At 60.7% G+C, this 19,695-nt stretch carries 20 protein-coding genes; 17 read left to right on the top strand and 3 right to left on the bottom strand.

Annotated features, from left to right (window positions below; all coding sequences use genetic code 11):
• Positions 1-4: 4 nt before the first annotated feature.
• Positions 5-199 carry a hypothetical protein gene (locus JFU04_RS15585; RefSeq protein ID WP_201144792.1) on the top strand — a complete coding sequence of 65 codons (195 nt, stop codon included), beginning with the start codon at positions 5-7 and terminating at the stop codon, positions 197-199.
• Entirely contained in the window at positions 178-435 is a 258-nt protein-coding gene (locus tag JFU04_RS30665; RefSeq protein WP_201144794.1) for an NAD(P)-dependent oxidoreductase, read from the top strand. Before JFU04_RS15585 ends, JFU04_RS30665 begins: the two co-directional genes overlap by 22 nt.
• Here JFU04_RS30665 and JFU04_RS15595 read toward each other — a convergent pair.
• Together JFU04_RS15595 and JFU04_RS15600 are read right to left on the bottom strand one after the other, a co-directional pair.
• Positions 353-1,768, bottom strand: coding sequence for an amino acid permease (locus JFU04_RS15595; protein WP_201144795.1), 1,416 nt, complete (start codon positions 1,766-1,768; stop codon positions 353-355). The genes JFU04_RS30665 and JFU04_RS15595 overlap by 83 nt on opposite strands.
• A gap of 68 nt (positions 1,769-1,836) precedes the next feature.
• On the bottom strand, positions 1,837-2,871 hold the full coding sequence (locus JFU04_RS15600) for a histone deacetylase family protein (protein WP_120448749.1): 1,035 nt from the start codon (positions 2,869-2,871) through the stop codon (positions 1,837-1,839).
• 120 nt (positions 2,872-2,991) lie between these two features.
• Here JFU04_RS15600 and JFU04_RS15605 point away from each other — a divergent pair, with 120 nt between their 5' ends.
• The 5 genes from JFU04_RS15605 to JFU04_RS15625 all read left to right on the top strand — a co-directional run bounded on the left by JFU04_RS15605 (position 2,992) and on the right by JFU04_RS15625 (position 8,506).
• Positions 2,992-3,483, top strand: coding sequence for an Lrp/AsnC family transcriptional regulator (locus tag JFU04_RS15605; protein WP_065908104.1), 492 nt, complete (start codon positions 2,992-2,994; stop codon positions 3,481-3,483).
• A 183-nt stretch (positions 3,484-3,666) separates the two neighbouring features.
• Positions 3,667-5,826 carry a TonB-dependent siderophore receptor gene (locus tag JFU04_RS15610; protein ID WP_065908103.1) on the top strand — a complete coding sequence of 720 codons (2,160 nt, stop codon included), beginning with the start codon at positions 3,667-3,669 and terminating at the stop codon, positions 5,824-5,826.
• Positions 5,827-6,029: 203 nt separating this feature from the next.
• Complete coding sequence (locus tag JFU04_RS30420; RefSeq protein ID WP_201144797.1) at positions 6,030-7,523, top strand: methyl-accepting chemotaxis protein; 1,494 nt, start codon at positions 6,030-6,032, stop codon at positions 7,521-7,523.
• Positions 7,524-7,629: 106 nt separating this feature from the next.
• Positions 7,630-7,986: a VOC family protein gene (locus JFU04_RS15620; RefSeq protein WP_065908096.1), complete on the top strand. Its 357-nt coding sequence runs from the start codon at positions 7,630-7,632 to the stop codon at positions 7,984-7,986.
• A gap of 61 nt (positions 7,987-8,047) precedes the next feature.
• Positions 8,048-8,506 (top strand): hypothetical protein, encoded by a 459-nt coding sequence (locus JFU04_RS15625; protein ID WP_201144799.1) that lies wholly within the window; start codon positions 8,048-8,050, stop codon positions 8,504-8,506.
• A 185-nt stretch (positions 8,507-8,691) separates the two neighbouring features.
• On the opposite strand, the gene JFU04_RS15630 is transcribed toward JFU04_RS15625, so the two are convergent.
• The gene (locus JFU04_RS15630) at positions 8,692-9,240 is read right to left on the bottom strand and encodes an adenylate kinase (RefSeq protein ID WP_201144801.1); all 549 of its coding nucleotides are present in this window, start codon (positions 9,238-9,240) and stop codon (positions 8,692-8,694) included.
• A gap of 183 nt (positions 9,241-9,423) precedes the next feature.
• On the opposite strand from JFU04_RS15630, the gene JFU04_RS15635 reads away from it, so the two are divergent.
• The 10 genes from JFU04_RS15635 to JFU04_RS15680 all read left to right on the top strand — a co-directional run bounded on the left by JFU04_RS15635 (position 9,424) and on the right by JFU04_RS15680 (position 19,506).
• Positions 9,424-10,377: an EamA family transporter gene (locus JFU04_RS15635; protein WP_201144803.1), complete on the top strand. Its 954-nt coding sequence runs from the start codon at positions 9,424-9,426 to the stop codon at positions 10,375-10,377.
• 246 nt (positions 10,378-10,623) lie between these two features.
• On the top strand, positions 10,624-11,961 hold the full coding sequence (locus JFU04_RS15640) for an MFS transporter (protein WP_065908086.1): 1,338 nt from the start codon (positions 10,624-10,626) through the stop codon (positions 11,959-11,961).
• A 949-nt stretch (positions 11,962-12,910) separates the two neighbouring features.
• Positions 12,911-13,894 (top strand): DUF1852 domain-containing protein, encoded by a 984-nt coding sequence (locus tag JFU04_RS15645; RefSeq protein ID WP_065908084.1) that lies wholly within the window; start codon positions 12,911-12,913, stop codon positions 13,892-13,894.
• Between the two features lie 25 nt (positions 13,895-13,919).
• The gene (locus JFU04_RS15650; RefSeq protein ID WP_201144805.1) at positions 13,920-14,951 is read left to right on the top strand and encodes a methionine synthase; all 1,032 of its coding nucleotides are present in this window, start codon (positions 13,920-13,922) and stop codon (positions 14,949-14,951) included.
• A gap of 157 nt (positions 14,952-15,108) precedes the next feature.
• Positions 15,109-15,618, top strand: a complete 510-nt coding sequence (locus JFU04_RS15655; protein WP_201144807.1) for a flavin reductase family protein — start codon at positions 15,109-15,111, stop codon at positions 15,616-15,618.
• 87 nt (positions 15,619-15,705) lie between these two features.
• Positions 15,706-16,326 carry a LysE family translocator gene (locus JFU04_RS15660; protein WP_065908079.1) on the top strand — a complete coding sequence of 207 codons (621 nt, stop codon included), beginning with the start codon at positions 15,706-15,708 and terminating at the stop codon, positions 16,324-16,326.
• Between the two features lie 42 nt (positions 16,327-16,368).
• Positions 16,369-17,088 (top strand): SDR family NAD(P)-dependent oxidoreductase, encoded by a 720-nt coding sequence (locus JFU04_RS15665; protein ID WP_201144809.1) that lies wholly within the window; start codon positions 16,369-16,371, stop codon positions 17,086-17,088.
• A gap of 15 nt (positions 17,089-17,103) precedes the next feature.
• Positions 17,104-17,496, top strand: a complete 393-nt coding sequence (locus tag JFU04_RS15670) for an ester cyclase (protein ID WP_201144811.1) — start codon at positions 17,104-17,106, stop codon at positions 17,494-17,496.
• Positions 17,497-17,529: 33 nt separating this feature from the next.
• A complete protein-coding gene (locus JFU04_RS15675) occupies positions 17,530-18,009 on the top strand; it encodes a VOC family protein (RefSeq protein ID WP_065908073.1) in 480 nt (159 codons plus the stop codon).
• A 111-nt stretch (positions 18,010-18,120) separates the two neighbouring features.
• Complete coding sequence (locus JFU04_RS15680; RefSeq protein WP_201144813.1) at positions 18,121-19,506, top strand: hypothetical protein; 1,386 nt, start codon at positions 18,121-18,123, stop codon at positions 19,504-19,506.
• Positions 19,507-19,695: the final 189 nt, after the last annotated feature.

A 19,695-nucleotide genomic window follows, 5' to 3' on the forward strand; every position in this document is an offset into this window, starting at 1 on the left:
TACCTTGAGCAACAGCGTCGCCGAGCATCTGGTGATGAGCGTACTGGCGCTGGAGCTCAACTACCTGCCATCAACCCCAGTGGGTGCTCAAGGGTGGCTGGAACACCGCCGAGTGCGTGGTCGTTCCTACGACGTGGAACGCATGCATGTGGGCACCGTCACCGCCTGCCGGACGCCGTGGAAAAAGAGCTCAAGCTGATCGATCACGAAACCTTGGAAAGTCTGGCCAAGGCCTGCGATGTGGTGACCCTGAACGGTCCGCTGCACCCGGAAACCGAGCACATGACCAACGCCGAGTCGCTCAAGCACTTCCAGCGCCGCGCTTACTTGATCAACACCGCACGCGGCAAGCTCATAGCGCCGCAGCCCCATTCACCTGTGCCTTGTTGCGCTGACGAAAACGCGACAGTTGATAGGCAATCCCCAGCCAGATAAACCACGCGGGCATCACGCACAGCGCCAGGCGCGTGTCCGGGCGCAGCGCCAACAGGCAAAGCACGAACCCCAGGAATCCCAGGGAAAACCATGCCATCGGTACACCACCGGGCATCTTGTAAGTGGATTCGGCATGCAGGTCCGGGCGTTTTTTGCGGTAAGCGATATAGGACGCGAGGATAGTCGACCAGGTAAAAATCACCAGGATCGCCGACACCGTCGACACAATCGTGAAGGCCGTCATCACCTCCGGCACCACAAACAGCAGCACCAGGCCGAGCAGCATCAACACGGTGCTGAAGGCCAGGCTGATAAACGGCACGCTGTGCGTCGACAGTCGCCTAAAGATGCCCGGTGCATCGCCCAGGTCGGCCAGGCCGAAGAGCATGCGGCTGGCGGAAAACACCCCGCTGTTGGCCGACGACGCCGCCGAAGTCAGCACCACGAAATTCACGATGCCTGCGGCCGCGGGAAAACCAGCCACCAGGAACAGCTCCACAAACGGGCTTTTGCTCGGCGATACCTGCTGCCAGGACGTCACCGCAATGATGCACGCCAAAGCCAGCACGTAGAACAGGATGATGCGCAACGGAATCGAGTTGATCGCCTTCGGCAAGGTCTTCTCCGGCGCACGGGTTTCGGCGGCTGCGGTGCCGATCAACTCGGTGCCGGCAAAGGAAAAGATTGCCATCTGGAAACCGGCGAAAAAGCCGAACAGCCCATTCGGAAACGCTGCCTGTCGATCCAGCAAGTGGCCCAGGGAGGCTGTCACACCCGTAGGCGAGACAAACGCACTGGCAATCATCACCACGCTGACACTGATCGGCGTGACCACGGCGATGATCTTGATGATCGCGAACCAGAACTCCACTTCGCCAAACAGCTTGACCGTCAGCACGTTCAGCGCGAACAGCGTCAGCAGCATGCCCACGGCCGGCATCCAGGCGGGCACGTCCGGGAACCAGTACTGGAAAAATCCGCCGACCACCACCGCATCCCCGACCACCGCCACGCTCCAGCTCAGCCAGTACGACCAGCCCAGGAAGAACGCCGCACGCGGGCCCAGGTACGCGCCGGCAAAGTCGGCGAAGCTCTTGAAGTTGAGGTTCGACAGCAGCAGCTCACCCATGGCGCGCATTACGAAATACACGAACAGCCCGATGATCATGTAGATCAGGATGATCGAGGTGCCGGACAGCGCGATGATCTTGCCGGAACCCATGAACAGGCCGGTGCCGATCGCACCGCCCATCGCCATCAGCTGGATATGGCGGTTGTTCAGGGTGCGTTGCAACGCAGGCTTTTCGTCCAGCCCGGGCGTGGTTGTTTTCATCACAAAACCTCTTGTTATGTTTTTGAGTTTTGGCAGAAAAAAAAGTCGAGCAGCGAGGGTTGTTGGAATCAGGCGGTCGCGCTTTCGAACCCGTGCAGCACGTTGACGGCGTTGATGCCGATCTCATCGACCATGTAGCCACCCTCCATCACGAACAGCGTCGGCACGCCCACGCTGGCGATGATCTCGCCCATGCCGACGAAGTCCTGGCTGTCGAGCAGGAAGTGGCTGATAGGGTCGTCCTTGAACGTGTCGACGCCGAGGGAGATCACCAGCACCTCGGGAGCGAAGGCGCGCAGTTGGCGGCAGGCGTCGAGCAACGCGACCCGGTAGTCGGCCCACGTGGTGTTTTTCGGCAACGGGTAGTTCAGGTTGAAGCCCTCCCCCGCGCCGGCCCCGCGCTCACTGCTGGCGCCGGAAAAGTATGGGTAGGAGACGGCCGGGTCGCCGTGCAGCGAGATGAACAGCACGTCCGGCCGCGAGTAGAAAATGTTCTGCGTGCCGTTGCCGTGGTGGAAGTCCACATCCAGCACCGCCACGCGCTGGGCCCCCTGGGTGATGGCCTGTTGCGCGGCAATCGCGGCGTTGTTGAGGTAGCAATAACCGCCCATGTACTCGCGGGCGGCGTGGTGTCCCGGCGGACGGCACAAGGCGAAGGCGCTGTGATGGCCTTCATCAATCAGGGCCAGGCCGGTGAGTGCGATGTCAGCGCTGGTTTTCACCGCGTTCCAGGTGGTACGGGTAATCGGTGAGCCGGCGTCCATGGCAAAGAAGCCGAGCTTGCCATCAATGAATTCCGGCACCTGTTGATTGGCCAGGTCACGCACCGGCCATACCAATGGCAGTGCGTCGTGGCTGCGGCCGATGGCGGTCCATTCGGCCCAGGCATGTTCAAGGAACGCCACATAGCGTTCGCTGTGCGCGTTGACGTAGCAGGCCCGATCAAAATGGCGCGGCACGATGATATCGCCCAGCCCGACATGCCGGACGCGGTCACGCACGGTGTCGGCGCGGCTGGGTTGTTCGAATGAGGGCTTGAGCACGCCGTCCTTGAGTTCGGTGCCATGGTGCAAACGGTGGTCATCACTAAAAACAGTCAGCATTTGTCGGTATCCGCCAGTAAAAGACAGCTCTATTTTGTTCTGGCAGAGCCGGGCTTTCTTTGCTTTTACTTGCGCCACTGTTAGGTTTATCGGGAATTTTTACCTCTTCGGCTACCCATCATGAAAAATAAAACCAAACAGGTCGCTCTCGACGACACTGATCTCGCCATCCTCGCCCTCTTGCAGGAGGACGCGAGTATTTCCAATGCGCAACTGAGTGAGCGCCTGTCGCTGAGCCTCACGCCCTGCTGGCGGCGCCGCAAACGCCTGGAAGAGGAAGGCGTGATCAAGGACTACCAGGCCAACCTCGACCGCAAGATGCTCGGGCTCGACATCCTGGCGTTTGTGCATGTGCGCTTCGCGATCCATACCGACCATGCGCCGGACGCCTTCGAGGCGGTGGTCAGAGACCTGCCCGAAGTGCTGTCGTGCCACAAGATCACCGGCGATGCCGATTACCTGTTGCAGGTGCTCGCCGCGGATCTCGACAGCTACAGCGAGTTCGTCGAAAGCGTTTTGCGCCGGCAATTGGGGATTGCGTCGATCCAATCGAGCCTGGCGCTGAGGGAAGTCAAGGCAACCAGCCGAGTGGCGATCGCGCGACGCGACTGACCCCTCGCCCAAAGGTCACTGCTGCAGTGCATAGCCAAATGCCATCCGCTGCAGATGTGAAAAATTCGTTAACCAATTCTCCCCAATGGCTTTTTTGCGACAGAAGCTTCTGGCACACTGATGCGAATAATTATCAACATCTTTATTATTCGCCATGGAGGGCGCTCGGGGAGAGTCAGCTTCATGTCTGTGCAACAACACGGCGGTAACGGTTTTTCATTCAACCTGATGGCCCTGGCAGTCTGCCTGGCCAGCTCCCAAGCGGTCTTTGCGGCCGACACCGAAGCGCCAGCGGCCACGCTCGAGCTGGGTGCCACGCAAATCTCCGGTGACAGCCAGCTCGGCGAAACCACTGAAGGCACGCAGTCCTACACCACCGGTGCGATGAAAACCGCGACCAAGCTGCCATTGACGATGCGTGAAACGCCACAGGCCGTCACCGTCATCACCCGCCAGCGCATGGACGACCAGGCCATGACCAGCATCAACGACGTGGTCAACGCTACGCCGGGGTTGTTCCTCAATTACTCCAGCGGCCCTGGCCGGCAGTCCTACACCTCACGCGGTTTCGACATCGACAACCTGATGTACGACGGCATCCCGAGTGGCTACAACGGCGTTAACGTGGGTGCCCAGCCGAACCTGGCGATGTTCGATCGCGTCGAGGTCGTGCGCGGTGCCACCGGCCTGGTGACCGGCGCAGGCAACCCTTCAGCCGCCATCAACCTGATCCGCAAGCGCCCGCTGGATGAGCAGAAAGTCACCCTCACCGGTGCCGCCGGCAGTTGGGACGACTACCGTGGCGAGCTCGACGCCTCCAGCCCACTGAATGACAGCGGCACCCTGCGTGGCCGGGTCGTCACCTCCTACCGAGACGCCAACAGCTTCATCGACAAGGTCGAGGAAGATCACGGCCTGTTCTATGCCGTCACCGAAGCCGACCTCAGCGAAGACACCACCCTGACCCTGGGTTTCTCCAACCAGAAGGACAAGACCAACTACTTCTGGGGTTCCTCGATGATCGGCCAGGACGGCCACCACCTGAACCTGCCGCGCTCCTACAACCCCGGCACCGACTGGGAAAACAAGGACCAGGAAATCAACACGGTCTTCGCCGAACTGCGCCAGCGCCTGGCCAATGACTGGAACCTCCAGGTTAACGCCAACTACGCCCAGCAGAACGCATTGTTCTCCGGTTCCTACCAGTCGCGCTGGGTCAACAACACACCGGCACGGACGGTCTACCAGGCCGCCTTCGATGAAGACCAGGCCGGCGTCGACGCCTTTGCCAGCGGGCCTTTCCAGGCCTTCGGGCGCACCCACGAACTGGTAGTGGGAGCCAGCAAGCGGGTCTACGACCTGACCACCCACAACTACAGCCCGTACGACACCAACTGGCCGCTCACGGCCGGCAAGCCGGACTTTGTGCACACCAACAACGACCACGAAGTCACCACCCAGGATGGCGTCTACGTGACCACCCGCCTGAGCCTGGCCGACCCGCTGAAGCTGATCCTCGGCGCGCGCCTGGACTGGTATGACTACAACAACCGTGATGGCGACGGCGACTACCATGTCACCCGTAACCTGACCCGCTACGCCGGCTTGATCTACGAGCTGGACGACCATCACTCGGTCTATGTCAGCTACAGCGACATCTTCACGCCGCAGAGCGAAAAAGACACCGCGGGCACGCCGGTCAAGCCAATCGTCGGCAAGAACTATGAAGTCGGCATCAAGGGCGAATACCTCGGCGGTGCGCTGAATGCGAGCCTCGCGCTGTTCAACGTCGACCAGGAAAACCGCGCCGTCCAGATCTTCCCGCAAACCTGCCCACAGGCCACGTGCTACGAAGCCTCGGGTGAGATTCGCAGCCAGGGTATCGACGTCGAGCTGCAAGGCGCCCTGACCGAGAACTGGCAGGTCGGCGGGGGCTACACCTACGCGCGAACCCACACCATCAAGGACGACGCCAACCCGCAGAAAGTGAACAAGCAGTTCGACACCGACACCCCGGAGCAGCTGTTCAAACTGACTACCCGCTACAACTTCCAGGGCCCGCTGGAAAAACTCCGGGTCGGCGGCAACATTTCCTGGCAGAGCCGCATGTATAACGACGTGCCGCTCAATGACGGTGGCAACTACCGGCTCAAACAGGGCGCCTACGCGGTCACCGACCTGATGGCCGGCTATAAGGTCAACGAGCACCTGGACCTGCAGCTCAACGCCAACAACATCTTCGACCGCCGCTACTATTCGTCCATCGCCAACTCGGTGAGCTACGGCGGCGACGCCTACGGCACCCCGCGCAACATGATGATGACGGCCAAGTACAGCTTCTGATCCAGGCTGGACGCCCACGGCGTGCCCCAATAGGCCTTGTGGGTCACGCTGCTCGCCGCGCTTAAAGTCCCCCACAGGGATGCCGATAAACTCTTGGCATCCCTGATCCTGCAAAAATCCTGATACCTGCTTTGCTCTACCTGCGGGCCCACGTGGCACGCCGCATGCTTTGTTCCTGGCCAGTCCACATGGAGTAAGAGTGAATGCCCGTCCGCACGCGTTTCCTGGAGCACTACCGCAAGGCCGACCGCATCATGCTGGCGTTGATCTGGCTGATGTTCCTGTTCTCGCTGGGCCTGGCGTTCTGGCACGACACCCTGCTGCAGGCGGTGATCGTGGGCGGCGGCACCAGCGTGGTGCTCACTGCGCTGTATCGCGCCGTTGGCGGCCGCCGCGCCATGCGTTGCGCGCTCGGGGCCGGACTGATGGTGATGGCCGCGCTGCACATCAACCAGGCGCAGGGCGTGATCGAATCCCACTTCGGCATCTTCGCGCTGTTAGCGGTGCTGACGTTTTACCGCGATTGGCTGCCGATCCTGATCGCGGCGCTGACCATCGCCGTGCACCACGTGGTCTTCCATGCGCTGCAGCATCAGGGTTTCCCGGTGTTCGTGATGGAGCATCACGGCGGCTGGGGCATGGTGTTCGTCCACGCCTTCTATGTGGTGATGGAAACCATCGCCCTGCTCTACCTGGCCGTGCACAGCCAGGCCGAAGCTGTTGAAAGCCAGGAAATGCTCGAGAAAATGCTCGCCGTCACCTCCCAATTCACCGTGGCAACCGCCCAGGGTGAAGGCAAGGTGCACGTGTCCCTCACCCAGCGTTTCGACCACTTCCTGCAGCAGATCACCCATCTGATCGACGGCGTCGCCCGCGACTCCCACGGCCTCGGCCAACTCGGCCAGGCCCTCGCCAGTACCAGCGGCACCCTGGAAACAGGCGCGCGGCACCAACTGGCCGAAATCAGCCAGATGACCGGCTCGATGCAACGCATGGAAGACGCCATGGGCCACATCGCGGTGCACGTCGAACACGCGGTGGAACACGCCGGCAAGGCCAGCCAACAGATCATTCGCGGCCAGGAAAGCGTCGGCCGCGCCCAGCAGGAAATCACCCAACTGGCCTCGCGCCTCAGCGGTGCCAACCAGACCGTGGAAGGCCTGGCGGTGCAAGCCGAGCAGATCGGCACGGTGCTGGAGGTGATCAACAGCATCGCCAACCAGACCAACCTCCTGGCCCTCAACGCCGCCATCGAGGCAGCCCGCGCGGGCGAGCAAGGCCGTGGTTTTGCCGTGGTCGCCGACGAAGTCCGCAGCCTGGCGCAACGCACCGCCGTCTCCACCCAGGAGATCAAAACCATCATCGAAAGCCTGCAGCAAGGCAGCCGCGAAGCCGTCGAGGCCATGCACGACAGCCGCCAGGGTGTGGAGCGCTGCGTACAAGACAGCCAGGTCGCCGTGCAAATGCTGCAGGCGGTCGGCCTCGACATCGCGCAGATCGACCAGCTCAACGGCCACATCGTCAGCACCACCCGCGAGCAGACCTCGGCGAACCTGGAGATAGTCGGGCGATTGCAGGCCGTGCAGAGCATTGCGCAGAGCACCGCCAATGACGTGGAAACCTTGGCGCGCAGCAGCGAGCAGTTGCCACCGATTGCGGTGCGGCTGGATGCGCTGGGGCGCAAATTTCACGCTTGAGGCCCGAGCGCTCATGAACCCCAGCGTTGCCCGCGTAATCGATAGGGTCCAGGCATCGGCGGATACGTTACACTCGCCGCCCTAAACATCTGCCAGGGAGGCGACCATGAGCGTTCGCGGTAAAGACCGACAAATCGACAATATCGAGTTCAACGTCGGCGACATTGCACGCAGCAAAGCCTTTTACGGTGGCGCATTCGGCTGGACGTTCGTCGACTACGGGCCCACCTATACCGAGTTCACCGACGGCCGCCTCACGGGTGGCTTCACCACCGGCGAACCGGTTCGACCGGGTGGTCCCTTGATCATCCTGTATGCGGACAACCTCGCTGAGACACAACAGCGGCTGCACACCCTCGGCGCGGTCATCACCCGCCAGACCTTCGCCTTCCCCGGCGGCAGCAGGTTCCACTTCACCGACCCCGACGGCTATGAACTGGCCGTATGGACGGCACACGAGTAAGCCTGCCGCGTCCCTTCATCGATCATCGACTGTACTTTCTGACATGGATTCAGGTTTTTTCATGCGCAAAATTGCCCTGCCGTTTTTGACCCTGCTGTGCCTTCAAGGCTGCGCCGAAATGCCGGCCTACTCGAATGTGGATTCCAGTGAACCGCGCGATGAGTCTCGCTACACCATCGTCGAAACCGACACCTACGCGGGAAGGCCCGACCGCAGCTTCCTGGACCTGCAGCCGGACCTGAACATCATCCGGGTCAACGATAAAAAGGTCGGCAATATTCCGTTCTCGACCTACTACTACAAAAATGACTCACCGCAACGCGCCGTGCTGGTGCCGGGCAGCTACACAATTCAACTGGAGTACCGGCTGCCGCGGTACTTCATGTTTGCGGACTTGGAATTCGAGGGAAAACCCGGGCAGAAGATCATCGCGCGCTCGCAGTACATTGGACTGAATCGGCTGAAGATCTGGCTGGAGGATTCGGCGACGGGGGAAGTGGTGAGCAAGGGCATGCACTAAGGCTCCAGGCCCCCGAAAGGATCGAGCATTGCCTGGCTATTTCGGGCGTTAGCAGCGAGGGCGCATGCCTGCAGCGCCATGCGTCCACCTGATGCTCACGGCGTGGCGCTGGTGATCGCCGTGCGCGCAACGCGCTCCCAGGCCCGCACGGCGGAGGTGGCTGCCGCTGGAAACTCAATCGTGCGTTAATCCGGGGCCAGGCGCAGCGACAACGCCTCAATGACCTGCGCCACCAGGCTGTCGGTGCTGTGGGTCCCGTCAACCTGCAGCACCGCAGCGCTTTGACTGGCCAGCCATCGCGCGTGCCAGGCTCGATTGCGGCCGCCAAAGTGCGGATCGTCGTACTGCGAGGCCCATTCGCGAAAGGCCACATGGATCGCGTGCATGTCGCCGCCGGGTGCGATCCGGTCGCCAAAGCGTTGCTGTTCACGCGCGGCCAGGCGTTGAAGGCGGACTGGCGTTGCAGTGTCCACGAAGACGATCAGCTCGACCTGGGTGATCAATTCGTCGCCCCAGTTCATACACGAGCCCGTCAGCACCCAGTCTTCGTCGCCGAGTCTTTGCTGCATCAATGACACGCGCTCAGGCGCGGCACGCTTGGTGGTGAACGGCGGGTCCGTGGGCATCCAGTAAAAATCATCGACATCGACATGGAGCACGCCCAGCCGCGCTGCGAGGTTCTGGCCCAGCGTGGTCACGCCCGCGCACGAGGCACCGGTGATGTAAATGCGCATTTTTCCTCCCTGGAGACACATCGATTTCGAGGCCCGCACGATAGCCTAAATCCACCCTGATTGAATAAAACGACATCCTTGCACCTTCGCGACAAACACGTTACAAAGCCTCAGCAAGTTGTACGACGTCCTAACAATAAATCGCCGTCCCCGATGATGGCGCCCACTGTTCGAGCCCCCATCATGACTGCGCCTGCCCCCATTCAAACCACGCCTGCCCTGTTCTCGCGGCACATCGCCGTGTTGATTCTGCTCTGCATGGGCTGCGCCTTTGCCGGTAACCACATTGCCGCTCGCGTGGCGTTTGATGATGGGGCCGGCGTGCTGCTGGCGATTCTGATGCGCTCGGGCGGTACCTTGTTGGTACTCGCCGTGCTGGTGCTATGGCAACGCCAAAGCCTGCGCCTGCCGTCCGGGGCATGGCGCTGGCAAGTGCTGCTGGGCCTGCTCATCGCCACTCAAAGCCTGTGCCTGTACTCGGCCGTGGCCCGCGTGCCGGTCGCGCTGGCGTTACTGGTGGCGAATGTCTTTCCGATTTTGCTCGCGCTGCTCACCTGGGCATTCGGCGGCCCGCGCCCCACTGCTCGCACCGCACTGCTGATGGGTTTGATCCTGGTAGGCCTGGTGTTCGTGCTGGACGTTCCCGGGCGCCTCTCAGCCAGCGCAGAGATCGGCCCGCAATGGCTGCTCGGTGTCACCCTGGCGTTCTGCGCCGCCTTTGTATTCGCCTGCGCCCTGTGGATCACCGACCACAAGTTGTCGCAGGTACGCGGTTCCGTGCGCAGTCTGCTGACGATCTTCATTGTGTTCAGTAGCGTCAACCTTGCCGGCGTGAGTGGTGCCCTCGCCGACGGCCTGAACCTGCCGGCAACCAGCACCGGCTGGCTGGCACTCGCCACACTGGTCGTGCTCTACGGCACAGGCTTCATCGTGTTGTTCATTTCGGTGCCGCGCCTGGATATGCCGCGAAACGCGCCGGTGATGAACATCGAGCCGCTGGCGACGCTACTGATGGGCTGGATCGTGCTCGATCAAATGCTCAGCGCCGGGCAGATCGCCGGTGGCATCATCGTGGTAACCGGGATTGTGCTGCTGACGTATCGCAAGTCTGCGCAGCCTGTCGCCAAGGCCGCGTAAGGCTTGATGCAGGCCTGAACGGCGTGTGTTGTCAGATCGACACAGGCCGTTTTTTCGTCACGCCTGCGCGTCAACATCATCCAGCTTCGCCCATCGATAGTCCCCTCGCGGCACCTGGCCCAATTCCTGCGTTCTCCTGCGTCGACACGTCGCTGTTGACTACGCGGACGACTCTTTTGAGCCCCGCCGCGCAAGCCCCTCCCCCGATAATCAAGCATCCCCGATCCCATCCCGAGGCCTTCCCCCATGACGAGCCCCTCCACCGAACAGGTCAGCCCCCACACCCTGCGAAAGGTCATCATCGCCGCCGGCATCGGTAACTTCGTCGAGTGGTTCGACTTCGCCGTCTACGGCTTCCTCGCCACCACCATCGCGCAACAGTTCTTCCCCAGCGGCGACACCAGTGCTGCGCTGCTCAAGACCTTCGCGGTATTCGCCGTGGCCTTCGCTTTCCGGCCCCTGGGCGGGGTGTTCTTTGGCATGCTCGGCGACCGCATCGGGCGCAAACGCACGCTGGCCATGACGATCCTGCTGATGGCCGGCGCCACCACCTTGATCGGCCTGCTCCCGACTTACGCCGCCATCGGCGTTGCAGCGCCGATTCTGCTGTCGCTGATCCGCTGCGCCCAGGGTTTCTCCGCTGGCGGCGAATACGCCGGGGCCTGCGCCTATCTGATGGAACACGCGCCCAGTGACAAGCGCGCCTGGTACGGCAGCTTCGTGCCGGTGTCGACGTTTTCCGCGTTCGCTGCCGCCGCCGTGGTGGCGTACGCCCTGGAGGCGTCGTTGTCCGCCGAAGCGATGGGCAGTTGGGGCTGGCGCCTGCCGTTCCTGATCGCGGCGCCGCTGGGGCTGGTCGGGCTTTACCTGCGCTGGAAGCTGGATGAGACGCCCGCCTTCCAGGCCGTCAAGCAGGAGCATGCGGTAGCCCACTCCCCGCTCAAGGAAACCTTGCGCAACCATGGTGCGGCGATCTGCTGCCTGGGCGCTTTTGTGTCACTCACGGCGCTGTCGTTTTATATGTTCACCACCTACTTCGCGACGTATCTGCAAGTGGCCGGCGGACTGAGCCGGGCGATGGCGTTGCTGGTGTCGCTGATTGCGCTGATTTTCGCCGCGGCGATTTGCCCGCTGGCCGGGCTGTACTCGGACCGGGTGGGGCGCCGGGTCACGGTGATGACCGCCTGTGCGCTGTTGATCGTGGTGGTGTATCCGTCGTTCCTGATGGCCAGTTCCGGCTCGTTCGCAGCCTCGGTGGTCGGGGTGATGTTGCTCGCGGTCGGCGCCGTGCTGTGCGGCGTGGTCACCGCCGCCTTGCTCTCGGAGACCTTCCCGACCCGCACGCGCTACACCGCTTCGGCGATCACCTACAACATGGCGTACACGATCTTCGGCGGTACCGCGCCGTTGATGGCGACCTGGCTGATCAGCACCACCGGCAGCAACCTGTCACCGGCGTTTTACCTGATAGCCGTGGCATTGCTCGCGCTGGCCGGCGGACTGGCACTGCCGGAGACCTCGCGGATTTCCCTGCATGATGTAGGCCCACAGGAAAAAGCCCCCGCGCCGCTGCTCTCGCGCTAAGCCAACCCCAACCCCACAGACAACCCCAATCCCCTGTAGGAGTTGTCGAGCCCCAGCGAGGCTGCGAAGAAGCCCTGTCAGCCGATGAAGATGTCGACTGTGAGTCCGCCTTCGCAGCCTCGCCTGGGCTCGACAACTCCCACAGGGGGCTTGCGTTTTGCCAGCAGGCTATTCCGCCAAATACCAAAAAGCCCCGGCCCCGCCCCACCATCAAGCCAACCCCAATCCCACAAACAACCCCAATCCCCTGTGGGAGTTGTCGAGCCCCAGCGAGGCTGCGAAGAGGCCCTGTCAGCCGATAGAGATGTCGACTGTGAGTCCGCCTTCGCAGCCTCGCTAGGGCTCGACAACTCCCACAGGAGGCTTGCGTTTTATCAGCAGACTATCCCGCCCCATGAGAAAAATCCCAGGCGCCGCCCCACCATCAAGCCAACCCCAACCCCACAGACAACCCCAATCCCCTGTAGGAGTTGTCGAGCCCCAGCGAGGCTGCGAAGAAGCCCTGTCAGCCGATGAAGATGTCGACTGTGAGTCCGCCTTCGCAGCCTCGCCTGGGCTCGACAACTCCCACAGAGGGCTTGCGTTTTGCCAGCAGGCTATTCCGCCAAATACCAAAAAGCCCAGGCCCCGCCCCATCATCAAGCCAACCCCAACCCCACAAACAACCCCAATCCCCTGTGGGAGTTGTCGAGCCCCAGCGAGGCTGCGAAGAGGCCCTGTCAGGCACTAAAGATATCAACTCTGAACCCACCCACCCCATCATGAGGAGGGCTAACGCTTCAGTGAAATCAATTCATTATCTCTAACTCTAACCCCCGGCCTAAACTACACCTCTAAGACAGATCATATAAAGACTACTGAGCCAAAACCAAACAGGCCGGCGGAATAGCACTCATCAGTGCATTTCATGTCGCCGGTTTTATCTCAGGCATCAGGGTGTCAGATCAAAATGAACAACGAGTTTACATTTACGCTTAAGCGCCTTCGCTTCGACGAGCACTATCACCCCTCGGAAAATACACGCATCACCACTAATTTCGCCAACTTGGCCCGGGGCCAGAGTCGTCAAGAGAACCTGCGCAATACACTAAGGATGATTGACAATCGCTTCAATGCCCTGGCGCACTGGGACAATCCAAAAGGCGATCGTTACACCGTTGAACTTGAAATCATCTCGGTTGAAATGGGCATTGATGTCGAACACAGTGGCCGTGCCATTCCGCTGATTGAAGTATTGAAAACCACCATCGTCGACCTGAACACCAACGAGCGAATCGACGGCATCGTAGGCAACAACTTCTCCTCCTACGTGCGCGACTATGATTTCAGCGTGGTACTGCTGGACCACAACAAGCATCAGCCCACCTTTGGCACGCCAGAGAATTTCGGAGACTTGCACGGCAAGCTCTTCAAACACTTCGTGAACTCCAGCACCTACAAGGACAACTTCAATAAACCGCCGGTGATATGCCTGAGCGTTTCAAACACCAAGACTTATCACCGGACTGAAAACCAGCACCCGGTACTTGGGGTTGAATACCAGCAAGATGAACACTCCTTGACCGACGACTATTTCAGGAAGATGGGTTTAAAAGTCCGTTATTTCATGCCGTCAAACAGTGTTGCTCCGTTGGCGTTTTATTTTTCAGGCGACCTGCTGGGTGATTACACCAACCTTGAACTTATCAGCACTATCAGCACGATGGACACGTTCCAGAAGATTTACCGGCCCGAGATCTACAACGCGAACTCTGCAGCCGGAAAGTCCTATCAACCGAGCTTGAAGCACCAGGACTACTCCTTGACGCGCATTGTTTATGACCGTGAGGAACGTAGCCGACTGGCGATTGAGCAGGGCCAGTTTGTTGAAGAGAACTTCATCAAGCCGTACCACGCCATTCTTGAACAATGGTCCGCCAACTGCGCGCTTTGACTCAGCCAATACAAGGTTATCCCGAATGAAAAAATTGTTACCCACCTCCACGGCTGGCAGCTTGCCGAAACCCTCCTGGCTCGCACAACCAGAGACACTGTGGTCACCCTGGAAGCTGCAGGATGAGACATTGATCGAGGGCAAACAGGATGCGTTGCGTTTGGCGCTGCAGGAGCAACAACACGCCGGCATTGACATCGTCAGTGATGGTGAACAAACGCGCCAACATTTCGTCACGACGTTCATCGAGCACCTCAGCGGCGTAGATTTCGAGAAACGCGAGACAGTCAGGATTCGTGATCGTTATGACGCGAGCGTGCCGACGGTGGTGGGCGCGGTGAGCCGCCAAAAGCCGGTGTTTGTTGAAGATGCCAAGTTTCTGCGCCAGCAGACCCAGCAACCGATCAAGTGGGCGTTGCCAGGCCCGATGACCATGATCGATACGCTTTATGACAACCACTACAAGAGTCGCGAAAAACTCGCGTGGGAATTCGCCAAAATCCTCAATCAGGAAGCCAGGGAGCTGGAAGCGGCTGGCGTCGACATTATTCAATTCGACGAGCCGGCTTTTAACGTTTTCTTTGACGAAGTCAACGATTGGGGAGTGGCAACCCTGGAAAGGGCCATCGAAGGCCTCAAGTGCGAAACCGCTGTGCATATTTGCTATGGCTACGGCATCAAGGCCAATACCGATTGGAAAAAGACCCTGGGCTCGGAATGGCGTCAATATGAAGAGGCCTTCCCCAAGCTGCAAAAATCCAGCATCGACATCATCTCGCTGGAATGTCACAACTCTCATGTCCCGATGGAGTTGATTGAACTCATCCGGGGTAAAAAGGTGATGGTCGGCGCCATCGACGTGGCAACCGACACCATTGAGACACCCGAGGAAGTCGCCAACACCCTGCGCAAAGCCCTGCAGTTTGTCGATGCCGACAAGCTCTATCCGTGCACCAACTGCGGCATGGCGCCCCTACCGCGTCGCGTAGCGAGAGGCAAACTGAACGCACTCAGTGCAGGCGCAGAAATCGTTCGACGAGAACTCTTGAACGCGTGAGTTCATGGCTCCAGCCATAGGCTGGGTGATCCAGGCCGGTGAAGGTTTCACGGAGATTCTGAAAAAGACTCCCTGAAGCCTGCAGCCCGCCAAACATCCAGTCGCCCCCAGGCTTTTCTCACCACGATCAAGCTGCCGCCCTTATCCAGGACCTACCATGTCACTCGCCAACATGGCTCTCGAGCCATTGAGCTTTCGCGAAGCGCTCGGGCACTACGCATCCGGTATCACCGTGATTACCTCACACGTGGATGGCGAGCCCATTGGCTTCACTTGCCAGTCGTTCTACAGCGTGTCGGTGAGCCCACCGCTGGTGTCTTTCAGCGTGATGTCGAGTTCGGCCAGCTACCCCAGAATCCGCAAGGCGGGCCGGTTCGCCGTGAATATCCTGTCCGGTGAGCAAGTCACGATTTCCAACCAGTTCGCTCGCCGAGGCACCGACAAATGGCACGGCGTCGAATGGCAGGCATCGCCGCTGGGCAATCCGCTCCTTGGCGGCAGCCTGCAATGGCTTGATTGCGAAATTCACGCCGAATACGCCGCAGGTGACCACCTGATCGTGATCGGTGAAGTGAAAGCGTTGAACCTGCAAGAGACCGCTGCCACGCAGCCATTGCTGTATTTCAAAGGACAATACTGCAACCTCGCCACGCACACCGAGGTGTGAGTGTCTACGACGGTTACCCTTGCGCTGGCTCAACCGCACCGACTGCCGTTATCCTCCTTCTCCCCAGACCCGAGAACCGGAGCCGCCATGGACCTCGCCACCCTCGCCCTTTTCCTCCCCGCCTGCTTCGCCCTGAACATGGCGCCTGGCCCGAACAACCTGCTGTCCGTGAGCAACTCCACCCGCTACGGCTACCGCACCTCGTGCCTCGCTGGGATCGGCCGCTTGCTGGCCTTCGCCGGGATGATCGCTCTCGCCTCCGCCGGTCTTGCGGTGGTGCTGCAAACCTCGGAGTTGTTGTTCTACGCGATCAAGATTGTGGGTGCGGCGTATCTGTTCTACCTGGCGTTTCAGCTGTGGCGGGCGAATCCCGAGGCAGAGGCGCAATCGACCGCGGCCAAGGTGGGATTGTGGGCGTTGGCGCGCCAGGAGTTTCTGGTCGCGGCCGGTAATCCGAAGGCAATTTTGATCTTCACCGCGTTCCTCCCGCAGTTCGTGGTGCCGGGGCAGCCGATCACGCCGCAATTTGCGCTGCTGGGTGCGTTGTTCCTGATGCTCGAATGGATTGCTATCAGCGCCTACGCCTATATGGGCCTGCATATGCGCCGCTGGTTCGCCGAGCCACGCGGCAAGCGGATCTTCAATCGTTGCTGCGCGGGGCTGTTGTCGGCAGCGGCGACGGTGTTGTTGATGGCGCGTCGGGCGTAAGCTTGCTCGCCTCAGCGGATTTCCCAGTCAAGGAGACACTCAATGAAAACCATGGTGGTCGGCGCAAGCAAAGGGTTGGGCAAGGCCCTGATCGAGGGGCTTGGTGAGCCTGGGGACACGCTGATCGGCGTGTCCCGCTCCCATCCCGGACACCTGGAGCAACGGGCCGGCGTGCAGGTGCGCTGGGTCGAGGCCAACCTCGCGGAGCCGGCCAAGGCGGCGCAAGTCATCGCAGACGCAATAGCCGATGACGGCCTGGACACGCTGATCTACAACCTCGGCATCTGGGAGGTACTGGCGTTTGACCCGGCTTACGCGTTCCTGGCTGACGACGATGACCAGTTGGAAGCCATCGTCAATTGCAACATCACCTCGACGATCCTGCTGATCAAGCGGCTGTTGCCGGTGCTGCTGAAGAGCAGAAATCCACGCATCATCCTGACCGGCTCCACTTCCGGCCTGCCGCAAAGTGGCCGGCCTGAGGTTGCCTTCGGAGCTTCCAAGTTCGCCTTGCGCGGTATCGCCGATGCCTTGCGTGAAGGCTATCGCCAGCAACGCTTGGGCGTCACCTGCCTGAACCTCGGCTACCTCAACACCGAAGACCCCTTGAGCACACCGCGTGCGGTGGCCGAGCAACGCGGTGAAGGCCACTCGATCCCCGTGCACGATGTGGTGCAGGTGGTGCGCATGACGCTGAGTCTGTCTTCCGCCAGTTTCGTCAAGGACATCACCCTGCCGGCGATTCTGGACGAGCGCTTTTGACCGAGGAGCCTGCGCATGACCCGCAACGAACTCGCCGACCTTTACCGAGGCTACATTGACTGCCTCAACCAGCAGGACTGGGAGCGCCTGGGCGACTTCGTCCACCCGGACGTGACCTACAACGCCACACGGGTCGGCCTCGGCGGTTACCGCGCGATGCTGGAGCGTGACTTCCGTGAAATCCCCGACCTGGTATTTCGCATCCAACTGCTGGTCGCCGACCCGCCCACGGTGGCCAGCCGGCTGAATTTCAACGTCACGCCCAGGGGCGAATTCTTCGGGCTGCCGATCAATGGCCGGCAGGTGAAATTCGATGAAAACGTGTTTTATGAAGTGCTCGACGGCCGGTTTGCGCACGTATGGTCGGTGATCGACAAGGCGGCTATCGAAGCGCAGCTCGGCGTCTAGACTCCATACACCCGTCACCTGTGGAGACCGACCATGAAAAGCAAGAACACCCTCTGCCTCTGGTACCACGGCGCCGCCGAGGAGGCTGCCCGCTTCTATGCCAGCACCTTCCCGGACAGCACGGTCGATGCCGTGCACCTGGCACCCGGCGACTACCCTTCCGGCAAGCAGGGTGATGTGCTGACCGTGGAGTTCACGGTGATGGGCATCCCGTGCATCGGCCTGAATGGCGGCCCGATCTTCACGCACTCCGAGGCGTTTTCCTTTCAGGTGGCCACCGATGATCAGGCGGAAACCGACCGGTACTGGAATGCAATCATCGACAACGGCGGCCAGGCCAGCGTCTGTGGTTGGTGCAAGGACAAATGGGGGCTGTCGTGGCAGATCTCGCCGAGGGTATTGACCGCCGCCGTCTCCAATCCGGACCAGAAGATCGCCAAGCGTGCCTTCGACGCGATGATGACCATGACCAAAATCGACATTGCCGCCATTGAAGCCGCCATCAAGGGCTAAGCAACGGCGGGCCTTGGGGTTAGGTCCCTAAGGCCCCGATGCGATAACCTTAAAGATTGACACTCCCCTGCCGTCACCCTTACATCCCCGAATGGACTCAATGAGGCTCTTGTGCGCGTTTTAACTTCCCTATTGCTTGCCGGTGGCATCGCCACCTTGTCCGGTTGCGCCACCCAGGCCAACAGAGTCGACCAAATGTTCGCCGTTACCTTGGGCCAACCGCTGGTCGAGAACAGCATCGTGCGCGAAGGCGACCTGCTGAGTTTCGAATTGCTGATGCCCGAATTCAAAACCGGCATGCGCCCCACCATGCAGTTCGAGGCCGCGTGCTCGTCGCCACAACTGTACCTGCTGTACATCGACGGCTCGCAGCGTGTCTATCCGCTGAAAGCCGGGCGCTACAGCAAAGCGCGCGAGCTGTCCGCCGACCTGTATGCAAAGTTGGCCGCCAACCCGACCTTCGTGCGTGCCTGTGCCGAGACGCCCAAGCCTGACTGGCGCCTGGTCAAGAGCGACGATCGCGATAACTGGGTGCTGATCGACGCCGCCAGCGTCAAGACCGTGCAGGGTGAAACCCGCTTCTGGGCGGCGTTCGATAACCCCACGGTACTCAACGACCTGCCCTACGACGCGCCATACGCGCAAAAACGCGAGCACTTTGCGGTGTCCTGCGCAAACGGCACCTACAAGGAACTGGCCGGGTATGACCTGGACGCACGCAATCGTGTCAGCGACGGCCGCGTCGACAGCTTCCCGACGCCGCGCGCGATGGCCGGCAGCAATGACGACTACGAGTTGCTGTTCAAGCATGTCTGCGCCACCCCAGAGAAAATCGCCGCACTGCCGGTGTTCAAGCCGCGCCTGAAAGCCCCGGCCAACATCGCCTTGACCTCGGTGCAGCCACAAGTCCTCGCCGCGTTGGCGCCGTTCAAGCAGGACAAGCCGGCGCGCACCCTGAAGTACGTGCACTTCACCGGCACCTCGACCATGAAAGGCAAGACCAGCAATTCGACCAGCGAGCAGTTCATCAGCCAGGACGCGGCGAGCGGCCAGCAGGCGATCGCCCTGCGTGGCGATGGCTACGAGTCGCAGTCGGTGAGCTGGCGCAACCTGATCGAACTGGTGTCCAAGTCGACCTTCTCGAGCATGGCCGAAAGCTCGACACTGACCCAGCTGAGCCTCACCGGTAACTGGAAGGAACTGCCGGTCGGCGACACGGTGGTCTACCAGATCAACCGCTCGACCCTCAACAGCTTGCTCGGCAGCTACAACAAGCAACAGGTCACGCGCTGCGTGGTCGAGCGCGAATTGCCGGCGAGTGAACTCAATCCCAAGCTGCTGGGCAGCGCCAAGGCCTTGTCGTGCCGTACCGACGACGACAAGTACAACCGCGTCAACCACCTGTTCTACCTGACCGACTATGCGTATTTCCACGAGTCCAGCACGGACAAGAATGAGTTTTTCTACTCCGATTCGCGCATCGATCGATTCGAATAACAGCGCCGAATAAACATCGTTGACACACCCTGTAATATTCCATGAAGATGGAGGCCTTATTCAGGGTGTGTCAGTCAATGTCCGCAATGTCCTCCGTTAACCTTTCCGTCATTGGCTTGATTGCCAAGGCGCAAGGTTGCGTTGCGCACGCCCTCAAATCGAAGAAACAGTCGCTCATGTGACCGGGGC

The organism is Pseudomonas sp. TH21 (assembly GCF_016651025.1).
GTDB classification, from domain to species: domain Bacteria; phylum Pseudomonadota; class Gammaproteobacteria; order Pseudomonadales; family Pseudomonadaceae; genus Aquipseudomonas; species Aquipseudomonas aylmerensis.

Excerpts from the sequence above, each read along its gene's own strand:
- JFU04_RS15595 (WP_201144795.1), bottom strand. The coding sequence starts at position 1,768 with ATGAAAACAACCACGCCCGGGCTGGACGAAAAGCCTGCGTTGCAACGC.
- JFU04_RS15600 (WP_120448749.1), bottom strand. The coding sequence starts at position 2,871 with ATGCTGACTGTTTTTAGTGATGACCACCGTTTGCACCATGGCACCGAA.
- JFU04_RS15605 (WP_065908104.1), top strand. The coding sequence starts at position 2,992 with ATGAAAAATAAAACCAAACAGGTCGCTCTCGACGACACTGATCTCGCC.
- JFU04_RS15610 (WP_065908103.1), top strand. The coding sequence starts at position 3,667 with ATGTCTGTGCAACAACACGGCGGTAACGGTTTTTCATTCAACCTGATG.
- JFU04_RS30420 (WP_201144797.1), top strand. The coding sequence starts at position 6,030 with ATGCCCGTCCGCACGCGTTTCCTGGAGCACTACCGCAAGGCCGACCGC.
- JFU04_RS15620 (WP_065908096.1), top strand. The coding sequence starts at position 7,630 with ATGAGCGTTCGCGGTAAAGACCGACAAATCGACAATATCGAGTTCAAC.
- JFU04_RS15625 (WP_201144799.1), top strand. The coding sequence starts at position 8,048 with ATGCGCAAAATTGCCCTGCCGTTTTTGACCCTGCTGTGCCTTCAAGGC.
- JFU04_RS15630 (WP_201144801.1), bottom strand. The coding sequence starts at position 9,240 with ATGCGCATTTACATCACCGGTGCCTCGTGCGCGGGCGTGACCACGCTG.
- JFU04_RS15635 (WP_201144803.1), top strand. The coding sequence starts at position 9,424 with ATGACTGCGCCTGCCCCCATTCAAACCACGCCTGCCCTGTTCTCGCGG.
- JFU04_RS15640 (WP_065908086.1), top strand. The coding sequence starts at position 10,624 with ATGACGAGCCCCTCCACCGAACAGGTCAGCCCCCACACCCTGCGAAAG.
- JFU04_RS15645 (WP_065908084.1), top strand. The coding sequence starts at position 12,911 with ATGAACAACGAGTTTACATTTACGCTTAAGCGCCTTCGCTTCGACGAG.
- JFU04_RS15650 (WP_201144805.1), top strand. The coding sequence starts at position 13,920 with ATGAAAAAATTGTTACCCACCTCCACGGCTGGCAGCTTGCCGAAACCC.
- JFU04_RS15655 (WP_201144807.1), top strand. The coding sequence starts at position 15,109 with ATGTCACTCGCCAACATGGCTCTCGAGCCATTGAGCTTTCGCGAAGCG.
- JFU04_RS15660 (WP_065908079.1), top strand. The coding sequence starts at position 15,706 with ATGGACCTCGCCACCCTCGCCCTTTTCCTCCCCGCCTGCTTCGCCCTG.
- JFU04_RS15665 (WP_201144809.1), top strand. The coding sequence starts at position 16,369 with ATGAAAACCATGGTGGTCGGCGCAAGCAAAGGGTTGGGCAAGGCCCTG.
- JFU04_RS15670 (WP_201144811.1), top strand. The coding sequence starts at position 17,104 with ATGACCCGCAACGAACTCGCCGACCTTTACCGAGGCTACATTGACTGC.
- JFU04_RS15675 (WP_065908073.1), top strand. The coding sequence starts at position 17,530 with ATGAAAAGCAAGAACACCCTCTGCCTCTGGTACCACGGCGCCGCCGAG.